This window comes from Nocardioides sp. NPDC092400 (assembly GCF_040684155.1).
Lineage (GTDB): Bacteria > Actinomycetota > Actinomycetes > Propionibacteriales > Nocardioidaceae > Nocardioides.
Window position 1 is genome coordinate 26,248 of record NZ_JBFBFJ010000007.1, and the last position, 14,598, is coordinate 40,845.

The 14,598-nt window shown below is 73.7% G+C and carries 15 protein-coding genes and 1 tRNA gene; 2 read left to right on the forward strand and 14 right to left on the reverse strand.

Annotated features, from left to right (window positions below; genetic code table 11):
• Positions 1 to 12 precede the first annotated feature (12 nt).
• From AB0N29_RS17795 to AB0N29_RS17815, 5 genes are all read right to left on the reverse strand, one after another.
• Positions 13 to 366 carry an L-rhamnose mutarotase gene (locus AB0N29_RS17795; RefSeq protein ID WP_302267530.1) on the reverse strand — a complete coding sequence of 118 codons (354 nt, stop codon included), beginning with the start codon at positions 364 to 366 and terminating at the stop codon, positions 13 to 15.
• A 136-nt stretch (positions 367 to 502) separates the two neighbouring features.
• Complete coding sequence (gene rhaS, locus AB0N29_RS17800) at positions 503 to 1,543, reverse strand: rhamnose ABC transporter substrate-binding protein (protein WP_302267532.1); 1,041 nt, start codon at positions 1,541 to 1,543, stop codon at positions 503 to 505.
• Positions 1,540 to 2,646, reverse strand: coding sequence for an ABC transporter permease (locus AB0N29_RS17805; RefSeq protein ID WP_364868755.1), 1,107 nt, complete (start codon positions 2,644 to 2,646; stop codon positions 1,540 to 1,542). The genes rhaS and AB0N29_RS17805 overlap by 4 nt, the downstream gene beginning before the upstream one ends.
• On the reverse strand, positions 2,643 to 3,713 hold the full coding sequence (locus AB0N29_RS17810; protein ID WP_364868757.1) for an ABC transporter permease: 1,071 nt from the start codon (positions 3,711 to 3,713) through the stop codon (positions 2,643 to 2,645). The genes AB0N29_RS17805 and AB0N29_RS17810 overlap by 4 nt, the downstream gene beginning before the upstream one ends.
• Positions 3,710 to 5,278, reverse strand: coding sequence for a sugar ABC transporter ATP-binding protein (locus AB0N29_RS17815; RefSeq protein WP_302267535.1), 1,569 nt, complete (start codon positions 5,276 to 5,278; stop codon positions 3,710 to 3,712). The genes AB0N29_RS17810 and AB0N29_RS17815 overlap by 4 nt, the downstream gene beginning before the upstream one ends.
• Before the next feature lie 191 nt (positions 5,279 to 5,469).
• On the opposite strand from AB0N29_RS17815, the gene AB0N29_RS17820 reads away from it, so the two are divergent.
• Entirely contained in the window at positions 5,470 to 6,483 is a 1,014-nt protein-coding gene (locus AB0N29_RS17820) for a LacI family DNA-binding transcriptional regulator (protein ID WP_302267537.1), read from the forward strand.
• 24 nt (positions 6,484 to 6,507) lie between these two features.
• Here the strand turns inward: AB0N29_RS17820 and AB0N29_RS17825 are convergent, their stop codons facing one another.
• The 6 genes from AB0N29_RS17825 to AB0N29_RS17850 form a co-directional block, all read right to left on the reverse strand.
• On the reverse strand, positions 6,508 to 7,287 hold the full coding sequence (locus AB0N29_RS17825) for a hypothetical protein (RefSeq protein ID WP_364868760.1): 780 nt from the start codon (positions 7,285 to 7,287) through the stop codon (positions 6,508 to 6,510).
• A gap of 170 nt (positions 7,288 to 7,457) precedes the next feature.
• On the reverse strand, positions 7,458 to 7,685 hold the full coding sequence (locus tag AB0N29_RS17830; RefSeq protein WP_364868762.1) for a hypothetical protein: 228 nt from the start codon (positions 7,683 to 7,685) through the stop codon (positions 7,458 to 7,460).
• A 108-nt stretch (positions 7,686 to 7,793) separates the two neighbouring features.
• Entirely contained in the window at positions 7,794 to 8,399 is a 606-nt protein-coding gene (locus tag AB0N29_RS17835; protein WP_364868764.1) for a hypothetical protein, read from the reverse strand.
• 87 nt (positions 8,400 to 8,486) lie between these two features.
• Positions 8,487 to 9,908, reverse strand: a complete 1,422-nt coding sequence (locus AB0N29_RS17840) for an ATP-binding protein (RefSeq protein ID WP_364868766.1) — start codon at positions 9,906 to 9,908, stop codon at positions 8,487 to 8,489.
• Entirely contained in the window at positions 9,901 to 10,578 is a 678-nt protein-coding gene (locus AB0N29_RS17845; protein WP_302267544.1) for a response regulator transcription factor, read from the reverse strand. Before AB0N29_RS17845 ends, AB0N29_RS17840 begins: the two co-directional genes overlap by 8 nt.
• A gap of 84 nt (positions 10,579 to 10,662) precedes the next feature.
• Positions 10,663 to 11,217, reverse strand: coding sequence for a hypothetical protein (locus tag AB0N29_RS17850; RefSeq protein ID WP_364868769.1), 555 nt, complete (start codon positions 11,215 to 11,217; stop codon positions 10,663 to 10,665).
• Between the two features lie 114 nt (positions 11,218 to 11,331).
• Between AB0N29_RS17850 and AB0N29_RS17855 the strand changes: the two genes are divergently transcribed.
• Positions 11,332 to 11,856: a hypothetical protein gene (locus AB0N29_RS17855; RefSeq protein WP_364868771.1), complete on the forward strand. Its 525-nt coding sequence runs from the start codon at positions 11,332 to 11,334 to the stop codon at positions 11,854 to 11,856.
• A gap of 11 nt (positions 11,857 to 11,867) precedes the next feature.
• Here the strand turns inward: AB0N29_RS17855 and AB0N29_RS17860 are convergent, their stop codons facing one another.
• The 3 genes from AB0N29_RS17860 to AB0N29_RS17870 all read right to left on the reverse strand — a co-directional run bounded on the left by AB0N29_RS17860 (position 11,868) and on the right by AB0N29_RS17870 (position 14,577).
• The gene (locus AB0N29_RS17860) at positions 11,868 to 13,154 is read right to left on the reverse strand and encodes a hypothetical protein (protein ID WP_364868773.1); all 1,287 of its coding nucleotides are present in this window, start codon (positions 13,152 to 13,154) and stop codon (positions 11,868 to 11,870) included.
• Between the two features lies 1 nt (position 13,155).
• Positions 13,156 to 14,265, reverse strand: coding sequence for an SPFH domain-containing protein (locus AB0N29_RS17865; RefSeq protein ID WP_364868775.1), 1,110 nt, complete (start codon positions 14,263 to 14,265; stop codon positions 13,156 to 13,158).
• Between the two features lie 238 nt (positions 14,266 to 14,503).
• Positions 14,504 to 14,577: transfer RNA gene (locus AB0N29_RS17870), tRNA-Met, on the reverse strand.
• Positions 14,578 to 14,598: the final 21 nt, after the last annotated feature.

Genomic DNA, 14,598 nt, shown 5'->3' on the forward strand with positions numbered 1-14,598 from the left:
GCGGAGCGGGGATCAGGCCTCGGGCTCCCCGAGCCGGTCGAGCTGGTCCTCGAGGTGGAAGACCTCCTCGAGCTGCAGGAAGCCCTGGTCGGGCGGGACGCCGTCGAGCTCCTCGAACAGCTCCCCCATCTCGGCCTGCCACCGGGCGTTGACCTCGGTGGCGTCCATGCCGGCCTGGGCCTGCTCCAGCGACGGCGTCTCGAGGTAGCCGACCAGGAGGCCGTCGGGGCGCAGGAAGAGCGAGTAGTTGTGCCAGCCGGTCTCGTGGAGCGCCCGGAGCATGTCGGGCCACACGGCCCGGTGGCGCTCCTTGTACTCCTCGATCCGGTCGGGCTTGACCTGGAGCTGGAAGCACACGCGGTGCACGGCGACTCTCCTCGACTGCTGGCTGGCTGGCGGTTGCTTGCTGCGGGGGCCGCCGGGGCGTGGGTCGCACGCCCCGGCGGACCTCAGGTGCTGCTCGTGGAACGGGTGCTGCCGGTGGTGCCGTCGACCTCGAGGATCAGAAGTCGAAATCGGCGATGTTGGACTTGTCGAAGACGAAGGGCTCGCCGAGGAGCACGACGCCGTCGGCGCCGACCTCGTAGTCGCCCAGCTCGCCGGCGGTGAAGGTGTCGCCCTCCGCGCCCTCGATGTCACCGGAGGCCAGCGCGTCCGCGGCGAAGGCCGCGAGGTAGCCGAGGTCCTCGGGGTTCCACAGGGCGAAGGCGTCGACGGTGCCGTCCTCGACGTACTGGCGCATCTGGTTCGGGGTGCCCAGGCCGGTCAGCTTGACCTTGCCCTTGGCGTCCGAGGTGGACAGGTAGCGCGCGGCGGCCGCGATGCCGACGGTGGTCGGCGAGACGATGCCCTTGAGGTCGGGGTGCGACTCGAGGAGCGCGGCGGTCTTGTCGAACGACGTCTGGTCGTCGTCGTCGCCGTAGACGGTGTCGACGAGCTCGATGTCGGGGTGGTTGGCCTCGAGCTCCTCCTCCATCAGCTTGATCCACTCGTTCTGGTTGGTCGCGTTGGCCGCGGCCGAGAGGACGGCGATCTCGCCCTGGTCACCGATCTGCTCGGCGATCAGGTCGACCTGCGCCTTGGCGATGCCCGCGGCGTCGGCCTGGCTGATGTAGAGGTCGCGGCACTCGGGGTCGGTGTCGGAGTCGAACGTGACGATCTTGGTGCCGGCGCCGCTGGCCTCCTCGAGCGCGTCGCAGATCGCGGTCGGGTCGTTCGCCGAGACGATCAGCGCGTCGACGCCCTGCTGGGCCGCGGTGTTGATGAACGGCACCTGGGCGTCGGGGGTCGCGGTGTCGGGGCCGACCTCCTCGAGGGTGGCGCCGACCTCCTTCGCCGCGGCCTCCGCACCCTTGGTGGAGGTGTCGAAGTAGGGGTTGCCGAGGTTCTTCGGCAGCATCGTGATGGCGACGTCGCCGCCACCACCGCCCGAGCCGGAGCCCGAGCCGGAGTCGCCGTCGTCGCTGCCGCACGCGGTCAGGGAGAGGCTGGCAGCCAGGCCGACCGCCGCAAGGGCGGAGAGCCGTCGGTTGAGGAGCTTCATGCTTGTGCCTTTCGTGGTTCGGTCGCCGACTGCCGGCGCCTGACGAGGGCCCGTGGGCCCCCCTTCCCTCCAGTGCGTGCCGAGACCCAGGAGAGGAGGCTGGTGGACATCACCGAGGCCACCAGGAGGAGGCCGATGACGATGTTGATGACGTTGACCGTCTGGCCCTCCAGGCGCATCGCACTGGAGAGGACACCGATCAGGACGACGCCGGCGACGACGCCGTGGAGCGCGCCGCGGCCGCCGAAGATGGACACCCCGCCGAGGAGCACCGCCGCGATGACCTGCAGCTCCATGCCGGTGGCGTTGTCGCCGCGGGCGCTGCCGTAGCGGAGGGTGAAGTAGATCCCGGCGAGCGCCGAGACCGCCCCGGAGAGGACGAAGAGGATGAGCTTGGTGCGCGCGACGTCGACGCCGGTGAAGTGCGCCGCCTCGTCGTTGAGCCCGATCTCGAAGACGCCGCGGCCGAACGGGGAGAAGTGGAGCAGCAGCGCGAACACCGCGATCAGCACGATGATCGGCAGCAGGACGAGCGGGTAGCTCGACCCCTCCTGGATCCGCTCGGTGGCCAGGTCGGTCCACTTGTCGGGGAAGTCGGTGATCGCCGTCGTGCCCAGCAGGCCGACCGCGATGCCGCGGTAGAGCGCGAGCGTGCCGATGGTGACCGCGAGCGAGGGCAGCCCGACGTACCCGACCAGGAAGCCGTTGAAGGCGCCGCACACCGCGCCCACCACGACGGCGAGCAGCGCGGCGGCCGGCAGCGACATGCCCGCGTCCTGGTGCAGGACGCCGGTGAGCACGCTGGTCAGCCCGACGGTGCTGGCGACCGACAGGTCGATCTCGCCGGTGATGATGATCATCGTCATCGGCAGCGCGATCAGCAGGATCGGCGTGATGTCGAGGAAGAGGTAGTACAGCGTCAGCGGGCCGTCGAAGTTCGGCACCTGCGCGTTGGAGTAGAAGAAGACCACGAGCAGCAGCGCGATGACGGCGAACTCGCGGGTCATCAGGGCGCGGCGCCACAGCGGCTTGGAGTACGCCGCGTAGCTGCGGGTGGGCGCGGGCGTGGCCGCCTCGGCCGGGGTGCGCGTGTCGACGCTCATGCGCTCTTCCTCGCTTCGTCTCGGGCGGCCACCAGCCGGCGCTCGCGTCGGGCGGAGAGGACGCGGTCCAGGACGATGGCGGCGATGATCAGGGCGCCGACGACGGCACGCTGCCAGAAGTCGGAGATGCCGACGATGGGCAGGGCCCGGTTGATGGTGACCAGCAGGAACGCGCCGATGGCCGCGCCCCACACCGTGCCGCTGCCGCCGAAGATCGCGACGCCGCCGATGACGGCCGCACCGACGGCCTGGAGCTCGATGGCGGAGCCGGCCCCGGAGCTGACCGTGCCGTAGCGGGCGGCGTACACGACGCCGGCGAGGCCGGCGAGCGCGCCGCTCACGACGAAGGCGGCGACCACGCGGCGGGTGACGGTGAGGCCGTAGAGCTTGGCGGCGTCGGGGTCGGAGCCGATGGCGTAGAGCTCACGGCCGCCACGGGCGGTGTGCAGGTAGTAGCCGACCGCCGCCAGCACGACGAGCGCGATGATCGTGAGGACCGGGATGGTCAGCACGGTCTTCGTGCCGAGGTCGAGGAACCCTGCGGGCAGGTCGGAGGCGTTGATCCGGTCGCTGCCGGCCCAGCTGAGGAAGACCCCGCGGTAGATGTAGAGCGTGCCCAGCGTGATGACCAGCGCCGGCACCTTGCCGAAGGCCACCAGGACGCCGTTGACCAGCCCGAGCACCGCACCGAAGGCGATCCCGGCGAGGAACACGACCGGGATCGGCAGACCGGGGTTGTCGGAGAACAGCTTGCCGGTGAAGTACGCCGTGAGGCCGAGCACCGAGCCGACGGACAGGTCGACGTTGCGGGTGACGATGACGACGGTCTGCCCGACCGCCAGGAGCAGGAGCAGCGACGGGGTCACCAGCAGGTTGCGCCAGCCGTCGGAGCTGAAGACGAAGCCGGTGCTCTTGACGGTCGTGAACGCGATCAGCGCGAGCAGCACGACGGCCACCGCGATCTCGCGCGAGCGCAGGACCGTGCCGAGGAGGCGGCGACCGCGCGGGACCGAGCTGGGGTTGACGTCGCTCGGGGACGCGCTCGGGGGCGTGAGGACGGCGCTCATGCCGGCACCTCCTGGGAGTCGGGCGTCGCGGACCCGGTGGCCGGGCCGGTCGCGGCGGACGTGGCGTGCGAGGCGGTCGCCGCGCGCATGACGTTCTCGGGCGTCGCCTCGCCGCGGTCGAGCTCGGCGGTGATCCGGCCCTCGCAGACGACGAGGACGCGGTCGGCCATGCCGAGCACCTCGGGCAGCTCGCTGGAGATCATCAGGATCGCCAGGCCCTGGCCGGCCAGCTCGGAGAGCAGGCGGTGCACCTCGGCCTTGGTGCCGACGTCGATGCCGCGGGTGGGCTCGTCGATGATCAGGAGCTTGGGGTCGGTGGCGAGCCACTTGGCGATGACGACCTTCTGCTGGTTGCCGCCGCTCATCGTGGTGGCGTGCATGTCCAGCGCGCTGGTCTTGACCTCGAGCTTGGCGGCCCACGGGCCGGCGGCGCGGTTCTCGGCACCGGAGGTGAGCAGCCCGGCGCGGGTCAGCCCGCGCCGGATCACCCCGGCGACGTTGCGGGCGACCGAGCCCTCGGTGACCAGCCCCTGCTTGCGGCGGTCCTCGGGCACGAACGCCATGCCGGCGCGGATGGCGGCCCGCGGGTTGCGCGGCCTGACCGCCCGGCCGGCCAGGCGCACCGAGCCGGCGTCGTACGCGTCCACGCCGAAGACGGCGCGGGCGATCTCGCTGCGGCCGGCGCCGACGAGGCCGGCGAGACCGACGATCTCCCCCGCCCGGACGGTGAGGCTGACGTCGTGGAAGACGCCGGCGCGCTGCAGGCCCTCGACCTCGAGCACCGGCTCGCCGATGGTGGCTGCGGTCTTGGGGAACAGCTCGGCGACCTCGCGGCCGACCATGCGGGAGACGATCTCGTCGGGCGTGGTCGTGGCGATCGCGTCGGTCGAGACGTACTCGCCGTCGCGCATCACGGTGACGGTGTCGCAGAGGTCGAAGACCTCGTCGAAGCGGTGGGAGATGAAGACCAGCGCCCGACCCTCGTCGCGCAGGCTGCGGGCGACGGCGAAGAGCCGCTCGACCTCGACGCCGCTGAGCGCCGCGGTGGGCTCGTCCATGATCAGCAGGCTGGCGTCGAGCGAGATGGCCTTGGCGATCTCGATGATCTGCTGGTCGGCGATCGAGAGCCCGAGGGCCGGACGGCGCGGGTCGATGTCGACCCCGAGGCGCGCGAACAGCTCGGTGGCCTCGCGGTGCATCGCCGCCCGGTCGATGCGGCCGAGCCGGCCACGCGGCTGGCGGCCCATGAAGATGTTCTCGGTGACCGAGAGGTCCGGGAAGAGCGTCGGCTCCTGGTAGATCACCGCGACGCCGGCGGCCTTGGACTCCGCGGTCGAGCCGAAGTCGACGTCCTTGCCGTGGAGCCGGAAGGTGCCCGAGTCGCGGCGGTGCACGCCGGCGACGATCTTGACCAGCGTCGACTTGCCGGCGCCGTTCTCGCCGACGAGGGCGTGGATGGAGCCGCGCTCGACGACGAGCGTGCCGCTGCGCAGCGCGACCACGGCGCCGAAGGACTTGCCCACGTCGCGCAGCTCGAGGGCCACGCGGGACGACTGCTCGACCACGGAGCCTCCTGTCAGTGAAAGGTTTCAAAAAGCGATGCCGGGAACGTACGTGGCTGTCGTCACAGACGTCAAGCGTTTCCGGAAAGTTTCCGCCCCGTGTCTGATCCGGCGAGACGGCGTGCGGCCCCCGGGGCGGAATGTGTGTACCGTTTCACTCCGCTTTACTTTCCCGGCCGCCGAGGAGGACTCCGATGCCCGTGCGCAGTGCGTCGGTCAAGGACGTCGCGGCCGCGGCCGGCGTCTCCCTCGGCACGGTCTCGAACGTGCTCAATCGCCCCGACCGGGTCAGCCCGGCCACCCGCGAGCGGGTCGAGCGGGTGATGCTGGAGCTGGGGTTCGTCCGCAACGAGTCGGCCCGCCAGCTCCGCGCCGGCGGCAGCCGGACGCTGGCCTACGTGATGCTCGACGCCGGCAACCCGTTCTTCACCGACGTGGCCGCCGGCATCGACGACGCGGCCGACGACGCGGCGCTGTCGCTGTTCCTGTGCAACAGCGCGAACCGGGCCGACCGCGAGGCCGCGCACCTGACCCTCCTCGAGCAGCAGCGGGTCCAGGGCATCCTGATCACCCCCGTCGACGCCGACGCCGCCGCCCTGGAGCAGGTGGCGCGCCGCGGGACGCCGATCGTCGTGGTGGACCGCACGCGCCGGCTCGAGGACTTCTGCACCGTCGCCGTCGACGACGTCCTGGGCGGCCGGCTCGCCGTGGAGCACCTCGTCGACCGCGGGCACCGCCGGGTCGCGGTGGTCGGCGGCCCCGCCTCCATCGGCCAGGTCAGCGACCGGTACGCCGGGGCGCGCGCCGCCTGGGCCGACGCCGGCCTGCCCGCCGAGGACCTCGTGGTGGTCGCGACCGAGGCGATGACCGTCGCGGAGGGCCGCTCGGCCGGCGAGCGGCTGGTCGGGATGCCCTCGAAGCGGCGCCCCACCGCGGCGTTCTGCGTCAACGACCTGCTGGCCCTCGGACTGCTGCAGCAGTCGATCGGCAGCGGACGGTCGGTGCCCGGCGACCTGGCGATCGTGGGCTACGACGACATCGAGTTCGCCGCCGCCGCGGCGGTGCCGCTGACGTCGGTCCGCCAGCCGCGCCACCAGCTCGGCCGCACCGCCGCCGCCCTGGTGCTGGAGGAGTCCACCGACCCCGACCACGTGCACCAGCAGGTCACCTTCACCCCCGAGCTCGTGGCGCGCGCCTCGACCCTCTGAGCACCGCGTCCCCGGCGCTCGCACTCAGCGCGGCGCCCGGGACTCCCGTCGAGCCGTCCACACCGCGCCCGCGCCGGTGAGCGCGAGGCCGGCGAGGAGCACCGTGGCGGCCGCGACCACCTGCGTGGAGACGCGCTCGGGGAAGATCGCCGCGCCCACGCCGAAGAGGAGCCACAGCGGCGTCGCCCCCACGAGCGTCGCGCGCAGCCGGGTGCCGAGCGGGACGCCGGGCGTGGCGCGGCGCCGCAGGTACGCCGTCGCCGGCTGCATCCCGCCCAGCGCGAGCCCGCCCAGGCCCACCCAGAGCATGGCCGTCCAGGCGCCGTCGCGGCCGCTCGAGGTGCGCAGCGGCCCCTCCTGAGTCACGAACGCGACCGGCTCGGCGCCCCAGTAGCGCGCGGTCACCGGCTCGCCGGCGAAGAGGTGGCGCTGCGCCGCCGACCAGTCGTCCTCGTCGGACGTGCCGCGGAAGTCGACCCACGCGGCAGGGAACGCGGGGTCGTCCGGCGCGAAGTGCCAGTCCGGGCTCCGCGCGCCGCGCCCCGAGGACCGGCGTACGTCGTCGACGGCGCCGCCCACCTCGGCCAGGCAGGTCGGGTCCTGCTGCGGCGCGGTCGGCGTGGGCTCGCAGACCGGGGCGTCCGCGATCGCGCTGCTCTCCGCGTACGCCCCCGGCAGCAGCGCCAGCGCGACGACGCCGACGACGGCGCAGAGCACCGAGAACACCCCCATCGCGACCGCTCGCCACCCGCGCAGCGGCGGGGTCTCCCCGGGACGGCTGGGGCGGGTGGTTCGGTCTGCCATGGTCCTCGCGTTGTGCTCGCCCGGGCCGACCCGCAAACCTCCTCTGCCGTGGTCCGCGAACGGGCCTGGCCGCATGTAACGCGCTGTTCGCTGCTCTGTCGGCACGTTGCACCAGGCGGGTAGAGCACCGAACAGCGCGTTACATGGGACGTCGACGCCCGGGAGCGGTCTCAGGCGGCGGTGGCGTGCTCGACGGCGGCCGGGGCTGCCGGGGCGGCCGGAGCGTGCTCGGGGGTCGGCACCGCGGCGACGGCGGGCCGGACGGAGGTCGCCTGGCTGGCGCGGAAGGCCATGAGGACGGCGAGCGACATGCAGACCACCGCGGCGGTGGCCATGCCGCCCAGGAACAGCGCCCAGGTCACCGGGCTCCAGTCGAGCTGCGCGTAGTTGGTGGTCATCGGATCTCCTCGTCCTCGGGTGTGCCACCAGCCTGGCCCGGGCGAGGAGCACGAGGCAGGTCCCGAGGTCCTCCGACCCCGGGACCTTGGTCCTCTCGCTGCGCGGCGTCAGCTGCCGGCGGTCTTGCGCAGCACCTGGTGGTCGGCGTCGAGCTCGACGTCCCACTCGGTGCCGTCGGTGTCGCGGACCTCGACCTCGTAGGCCTCACCGCGGTCGTCGCCGGCGTCGACGTCCAGCACCGTGCCGCCGCCGACGGCCGCCACGGCCGCCTTCTCGGCCGCCCGGCGCTCCGCCGTGCCGAGAGCGCGGTCGTCGGCGTCGGACCCGTCGGTCCCGTCGACGTCGTCCCTGTCATCGGTTTCGTTCGCGTCGTCCACGTCGTCGGCGTCGTCTGCGTCGTCGGCGTCGTCGGCGTCGTCCCGGTCCTCGCTGACGACCTCCAGCGCGTCGTCGAGCGTCACGTCGACCTCGGAGCCGTCCTCGAGGCGGACCTCGACCTCGTAGGCCTCGCCGGGGTCGCCGCTCTTCTCCACGTCGACGGCCTCGCCGCCGCCGACGGCCTCCACGGCCGCGGCGGAGACCCGGTCACGGTCGCCGCCACGGACGTCGTCGTTCGCGGTGGCGGTCCAGACCGTGCCGCCCACGCCGAGGACGGCGACGACGGCGACGGCAGGGACGAGGACGCGCTTCGTGCGGAGCTTGGCGGTGTTCACAGGAGTGCCTTCCGGTTCGGTTGCGGGGTGTGGTCCCACCCTGCGCCCCGGTCGCTGAAGCCCACCTGAACGCACCTGAAGGCGCGTTCAGCCACGCCGTACGGCGCCACCCGGACCGCCGTCCGGACCACCATCGGCGGGGAGCCGGACCACCACCCGCGCGCCGCCGAGCCCGGAGGACGACACGACGACCGAGCCGCCGTGGGCCTCGACGATCTCCCGCACGATCGCCAGCCCGAGACCGCTGCCACCGGTGTCGCGGGCACGCGCCTCGTCGAGGCGCACGAACCGCTCCAGGACGCGTTCGCGGTCCTCCTCGGGGATCCCGGCGCCGTCGTCCTCGACGGCCAGCTCGACCCAGGGACCGTCCTCGCGGAGCGAGACGGCCACGGCCGAGCGCGCGTGCCGGGCGGCGTTGTCGACGAGGTTGCGCACCACCTGCGCAAGCGCCGGAGCGTCACCGCGCACCCGCGCGACCCCCGAGGCCTCGACGTCCAGGCCCGCCCGCCGCACCCGGCGGGCCTCGGCCAGCACCAGGTCGTCGAGGTCGACCTCGTGGTCGCCGCGCGCGAGCGCGCCCTCGTCGGCCCGGGTCAGCACCAGCATCTGCTCGACCAGCCGCTGCATCCGCGCGGACTCCTCGAGCACGGCCTCGGCCAGCTCGCCCTCCGGGAGGGCGCCCGGGTGGGCCCGCGCCACCTCCGCGGTCTGCCGGATGCTCGCCAGCGGGGAGCGCAGCTCGTGGGAGGCGTCGCCCACGAAGCGCTGCTGCCGCTCGCGGGACTCCTGGAGCCGCCCGAGCATGTCGTTCATGGTGCGCGCCAGCCGCCGCACCTCGTCGCGCGACCGCGGCTCCGGCACCCGCCGGTCCAGCCGGTCACCGGTGATCTGCTCGACCTCGCGACGGATCCGCTCGACCGGCGCGAGCGCCCGGCCGGCGACCACCCACGTCGTGCCGCCGACCAGCAGCAGGACGAGCGGCAGCCCGAGCGCGAGCGGCGGGACCAGCGCGTCGGTGGAGTCGTCGACCTCCTCCAGGGACGCGGCGACGACGACGTCGTACGACGCTCCGCCCGCCTGGGCGTCCTCGGTGACCACGAGGTAGGCGTGGTCGGCGCCCGGCAGCCGCACCTCCTCGCCGTCCTCGGCCGGGACGGTCCCGGCGAGGGGCTGGGAGGCAGCCACCACGGTGCCGTCGGCAGCGACCACCTGCCAGACGAGCTCCCCGGGCTCGTCATCGGGCTCGTCGTCGGGCTCGTCGTCCGGCTCGTCATCGGGATCGTCGCCGGCGTCGTCGGGAGCGACCCCGGACGGGCCGGACCTCTCCACCTGGTCGGCCAGCTCGGAGGCGCGCTGCTCGGCGGTGCTCTCCAGCCCGTCGCGCAGCGAGCCGCGGACCAGGGCCACCAGCGCGAACGCCCCGACCAGGAGGGCGACCGCGACCACCAGCACCGCCGCCGCGGTCGTCCGCAGCCGCACCGACGCCCGGCCGCCGCCCACCTCAGCCACCGTCGCTCGCCAGTCGGTACCCAGCGCCGCGGAGGGTCTGGATCGCCTGCCGGTCGAAGGGGCGGTCGAGCTTGTTGCGCAGGTGGCGGACGTAGACCTCGACGATGTTCGGGTCGCCGTCGAAGTCGACGTCCCAGACCGCGTCGAGGATCTGCCGCTTCGAGACCACGTCGCCGGGGTGCCGGGCCAGGAAGGCCAGCAGCGAGAACTCCCGCGCCGTCAGGGCGACCTCCACCTCGCCGCGCCACACGCGCCGGGCGGCCGGGTCGACCCGCAGGTCCCCCACCCGGAGCTCGGTGGGCCGCTCCCGGGCGCCGCGCCTGGCCACCGCGCGCAGCCGCGCCACCAGCACGGGGAACGAGAACGGCTTGGTCAGGTAGTCGTCGGCGCCGGTGTCGAGCCCCTCCACCTGGTCCCACTCGCCGTCCTTGGCCGTCAGCATCAGGATCGGCGTCCAGTCCTCCTCGGCGCGCAGGGTCGCGCAGACCTGGTAGCCGTTGATGCCCGGCAGCATCAGGTCCAGCACGATCGCGTCGTAGGTGTTCTCCCGCGCCAGCCACAGGCCGTCGGTGCCGTCGTGCGCCACGTCGACCGCGAACCCCTCCGCCTCCAGGCCCACCCGCAGGGATCGGGCCAGCCGCCTCTCGTCGTCGACGACGAGCACACGCATGACGGCCTCCGGAGGGTCGGGGACCGCCATTGTCGGGCACCGGACCTGAAGCCCCGCTGAACGCCCGAGCGACCGGCTGCCCCGCTACGCGGCCGCCGCCTGCCGTCCGGCCACGAGCAGCGCCGCGGCGAGCAGGGAGCACCGCGCGGTCACCGACGCGCTCGCGGTGCGCAGGGCGGGGTCGCCGGTCGGGTCGCCTGCGGAGTGCCCGGCGATGTCGATCAGCGCGGCGGCGCACCCGCGGTACGTCGCGTGCGCCTCGGGGGTGACGGCGCCGTCGATCAGCTGGCGCAGGCGGCGGTCGCCGACGTCGAGGAGCACGGTCAGCTCGAGCTGCGCCGTCGGGGTGAGGGCGTGCAGCGCGCCGTCCGCCACCGCGGCGGCGAGGTCCTCGACCAGCTCGCCGATGCGGTCGACGCCGTCGACGAAGGCGCGCTCGCGCTCCAGCTGCGGAGCCGGCACCCAGCGGCGGGCGGTGAGCATGGCGTGGGCGGCGTCGGCGAGCCCTCGTCGCCCCCCGGTGCCGTCTGCCACCTCGCGCGCACCGTCGCGGTCGCCGTCCAGGGTGGCGTGGAGGGTCGCCCGGAAGGCGTCGGCGACGTGGCGCAGCAGGGCATCGACCTCGGCGGTTCTGTTCACGTCCCGAGCCTCTCCCCCGCCGACCCCGGCCGCGGCCGTCCTGACGAGGGCTTGACGCCTGCTGACGCCGACTTGACGCCCCGCTGGGCCGAGCGGTCTGGTTGAGTGCTCGGCGTGAAGCGGCGGACGGCAGGCAGTCTCCTCGGTGCGGTGGGTGGTCTCGTCTTCGTCCTGGTCAACGCCGGCGCCCTGCCCGGTGCGTGGGCGCTGCGCACGGCCGCGGTCGTCGTGCTCGTGGCGGTGGTCGTCGCGGGGCGGCGCCCGACGGTCGACGTCGCTCCTCCCCCACGGTCCGCGGTGCGGACCTACGGCTGGTGCGTGACCCTCATGGTCGTCGCCATCGTGCTCGGGGCGCGGCTGCTCGCCCTCCTCGACTCCTCCGACCTCACGCTCCCCTGGGTGGTGGGCGTGGTGGGCCTGCACTTCTGGCCCTTCGCCCGCGCCTTCGCCGCGCCGGTGTTCGCCCGCCTCGCCGTCGCCCTGGTGGTCGTCGCCCTCGCCGGTGCGGCAGCGGTCCTCGCCGACGTCGGCGACGCCGCCCCGGCGACCGGCGTCGCCGCCGGGTTCGTCCTCCTCGCCGCCGCCCTCGCCGGCGAGGTCACCGCGCCCGTTCCCGCGACGGCCGGAGGGCGCAGGTGACCCGGTAGGGGTCAGCCCCCGGCGGCGGTCACCGCGCCGCCGGACGGCAGGAGACCGACGAGGCCCCCGGAGAGGGTCGTGCCCAGCCCGGAGCCGCTCCCCGAGCCGTCCCGCGCCTGCAGGACCAGCAGCACCACGACCGCGACCAGGGCGAGCGCGGCGAGGACCGCGCACGCGATCTTGACCGCGGAGTACGGCCGGGCGCCGGTGACCTCGCCGGTGCCGGCGTTGACCATCACCTGCCACTGCTTGCCACCGTGGGTGTAGGTCGCCAGCCACAGCGGGAGCAGCACCAGCTTGAACATCACCTGCGCGTAGGCGGTGTCCACCTGGCCGACACGCTGCTCGTCCCCGCCGATGTCGCGGCGTACGTCGTCCTCGATGACCTCCGCCATCTCGGCGCGCGCCGCCTGCGCCCCGTCGTGCGGGTCGACGTCGTAGCGCAGTGCGGAGTACCCCGCGAGGTACTGCGGCTGGTAGGGCACCGCGGTCTCGAGCCGCCACGGCCCCATCTCGTCGAGACGGTCGGCGTCCAGCCGGCCGGTCGCCCGCACGAGCACGTCGTCGAAGTCCCGCGCGACCTGCCCCGACGCCCGGGACCAGCGCGTCTGGCGCTCCTGGTAGGTCTCCGTGCGCGTGCCGCCGTTGCCGTCGGAGACGGTCCGGGTGCGGGTGACGTAGTAGTGGTCGCCGCGCTGGCCGGTGTAGTCGCTCCGGGTCCGGGCGTCGAAGGTCCAGTGCGGCACGTAGGTGCCCTGGAGGGAGTGGGCCGTCCCGACCTCCTTCAGCGAGCCCGGCGCGAACCAGCGCGAGGTGACCCACGTCCTGAACGCCGCCTGGGCGCCCTCCTGCCCCACCGCGAAGGGCACGACCGCCTCGGGCGGGACCAGGCCGTCGGGCGTGGAGAGCACCACGAGGTGGCCGGTGCAGAACTGGCACTTCTGGGCCAGGTCGGCGGTCTCGACCTGCGCGCCGCAGCCCTCGCAGCGCAGCACCTGCCCGCTGAGCGCGCTCACCCGGACGTCCGCGTTCGCGGCGACCCAGGCGTCGAAGGAGTGCTCGTCGACGGTGGTGTCCGCACCGGCCTCGATCTCGCGGGAGGCCCCGCAGGCCCCGCAGGTCACGCTGGCCGTCCCCGGCGCATGGGTGACCTGGGAGCCGCAGGAGCGGCAGGACGCGAACAGCACGTCCGCCGGTGCCGGCCCGCGTGCGGGTCCGGCGTCGGCGAGCGACGTCGGGGGCAGCGGCGGCGGGCCACCGGGCCCGGCCTGCGGGACCGGCGGTGGCGTGCTCGTCATCTCAGGCCTGCGGCGGTAGCGGCGGCGGGGTCGCGGCGAACAGCGACGCGAGGTCGGGGACCTGCGCGGCGGGCTGCCACGCGGCCATCCCGTCGCGCCACACGAGCGTGTCCGCGCCCATCCGCCCCGAGGCGACTTTCTCGGGCAGGCTGGCGACCGCGAAGGGGCCGGCCTGCTGTCCGTCGATGGCGACGTACCACTGGGCGCCCGGCAGCGGCGGCGGCGCGGCACCGGCACCGGCCGCAGGCGCCTGCCCGGCACCCGCGACGGCACCGGCGGCGGCCTGGCCGAGCCCCATCCCGATGACCATGCCGGCCCCGGAGCCGGCGGCCCCGGGGTTGTTCGCAGCGGCCTCGAGGGCGGTCGCGGCCTGGAACTGCGTGTAGGCGCCGAGGTCGCCGACGATGCCCATCCGGCTCCGCTTGTCGAGGGCCTCCTCGACCTCCGGCGGGACGGAGATGTTCTCGATGACGAAGCGCGGCAGCGCGATGCCGTACTCCGCGAGGCTCGCGGACAGCGTCCCGACGAGCTTCTTGGAGATCTCGCCCTGGTTGGCGGCGAGGTCGAGCATCGGGATGCCGGCTCCGGCGAGCGCGGTGGTGACCGCCTCGACGATGACCTGGCGCAGGAACTCCGCGACCTCCCCGGTCACGAAGTCGGGGTCCGTGCCGACGAGCTGCCGCAGCAGGGTCGCGGGGTCGGTCACGCGCAGCGCGTACGTCCCGAACGCGCGGAGCCGCACGAGACCGAACTCCGCGTCCCGGACGGCGAAGGGGTTCTGGGTGCCCCACTTGAGGTCGGTGTACTGGCGCGTACCGACGAAGTAGACCTCGGCCTTGAACGGCGAGCTGAACCCGTACTTCCAGCCCTTGAGCGTGCTGAGGATCGGGATGTTCTCGGTGGTGAGCTCGTAGGTGCCGGGGGTGAAGACGTCGGCGATCTGGCCCTCGTCGACGAACACCGCGACCTGGCCCTCGCGGACGACGAGCTGGGCGCCCATCTTGATCTCGTTGCCTTGGCGCGGGAAGCGCCACACGATCGTGTCCCGGGTGTCGTCGAGGAACTCGACGATGTCGATGAACTGTCCGCGGACCTTGTCCATGAAGCCCATGTGCCGAGCACCCTTCTGTCTCGGCCGCGACAGCCGCCGGTGGGACGCCGCGGGCCAGGTCCGCAGACCTGCGCGCAGCGTGCGTGCCTCGGATGCTACGGCGCATCGGGACGGCCGGCCGGGAATCCGGGAATGCCTGTGGACCCGGTCCAGCCCCCGGCACCGGGGCCCAGAGCGCCTCTGGAATGCCGAACGGCCCGTGGTCTGCGTCTCCGCAGGCCACGGGCCGTTCGCCTTGTAGCGGGGGCAGGATTTGAACCTGCGACCTCTGGGTTATGAGCCCAGCGAGCTACCGAGCTGCTCCACCCCGCGTCGGTGAACCCAACGTTACGA

Bases quoted from the DNA above. Each gene is read 5' to 3' on its own strand.
- rhaS (WP_302267532.1), bottom strand. From the start codon at position 1,543: ATGAAGCTCCTCAACCGACGGCTCTCCGCCCTTGCGGCGGTCGGCCTG.
- AB0N29_RS17805 (WP_364868755.1), bottom strand. From the start codon at position 2,646: ATGAGCGTCGACACGCGCACCCCGGCCGAGGCGGCCACGCCCGCGCCC.
- AB0N29_RS17810 (WP_364868757.1), bottom strand. From the start codon at position 3,713: ATGAGCGCCGTCCTCACGCCCCCGAGCGCGTCCCCGAGCGACGTCAAC.
- AB0N29_RS17820 (WP_302267537.1), top strand. From the start codon at position 5,470: ATGCCCGTGCGCAGTGCGTCGGTCAAGGACGTCGCGGCCGCGGCCGGC.
- AB0N29_RS17825 (WP_364868760.1), bottom strand. From the start codon at position 7,287: ATGGCAGACCGAACCACCCGCCCCAGCCGTCCCGGGGAGACCCCGCCG.
- AB0N29_RS17830 (WP_364868762.1), bottom strand. From the start codon at position 7,685: ATGACCACCAACTACGCGCAGCTCGACTGGAGCCCGGTGACCTGGGCG.
- AB0N29_RS17845 (WP_302267544.1), bottom strand. From the start codon at position 10,578: ATGCGTGTGCTCGTCGTCGACGACGAGAGGCGGCTGGCCCGATCCCTG.
- AB0N29_RS17860 (WP_364868773.1), bottom strand. From the start codon at position 13,154: ATGACGAGCACGCCACCGCCGGTCCCGCAGGCCGGGCCCGGTGGCCCG.
- AB0N29_RS17865 (WP_364868775.1), bottom strand. From the start codon at position 14,265: ATGGGCTTCATGGACAAGGTCCGCGGACAGTTCATCGACATCGTCGAG.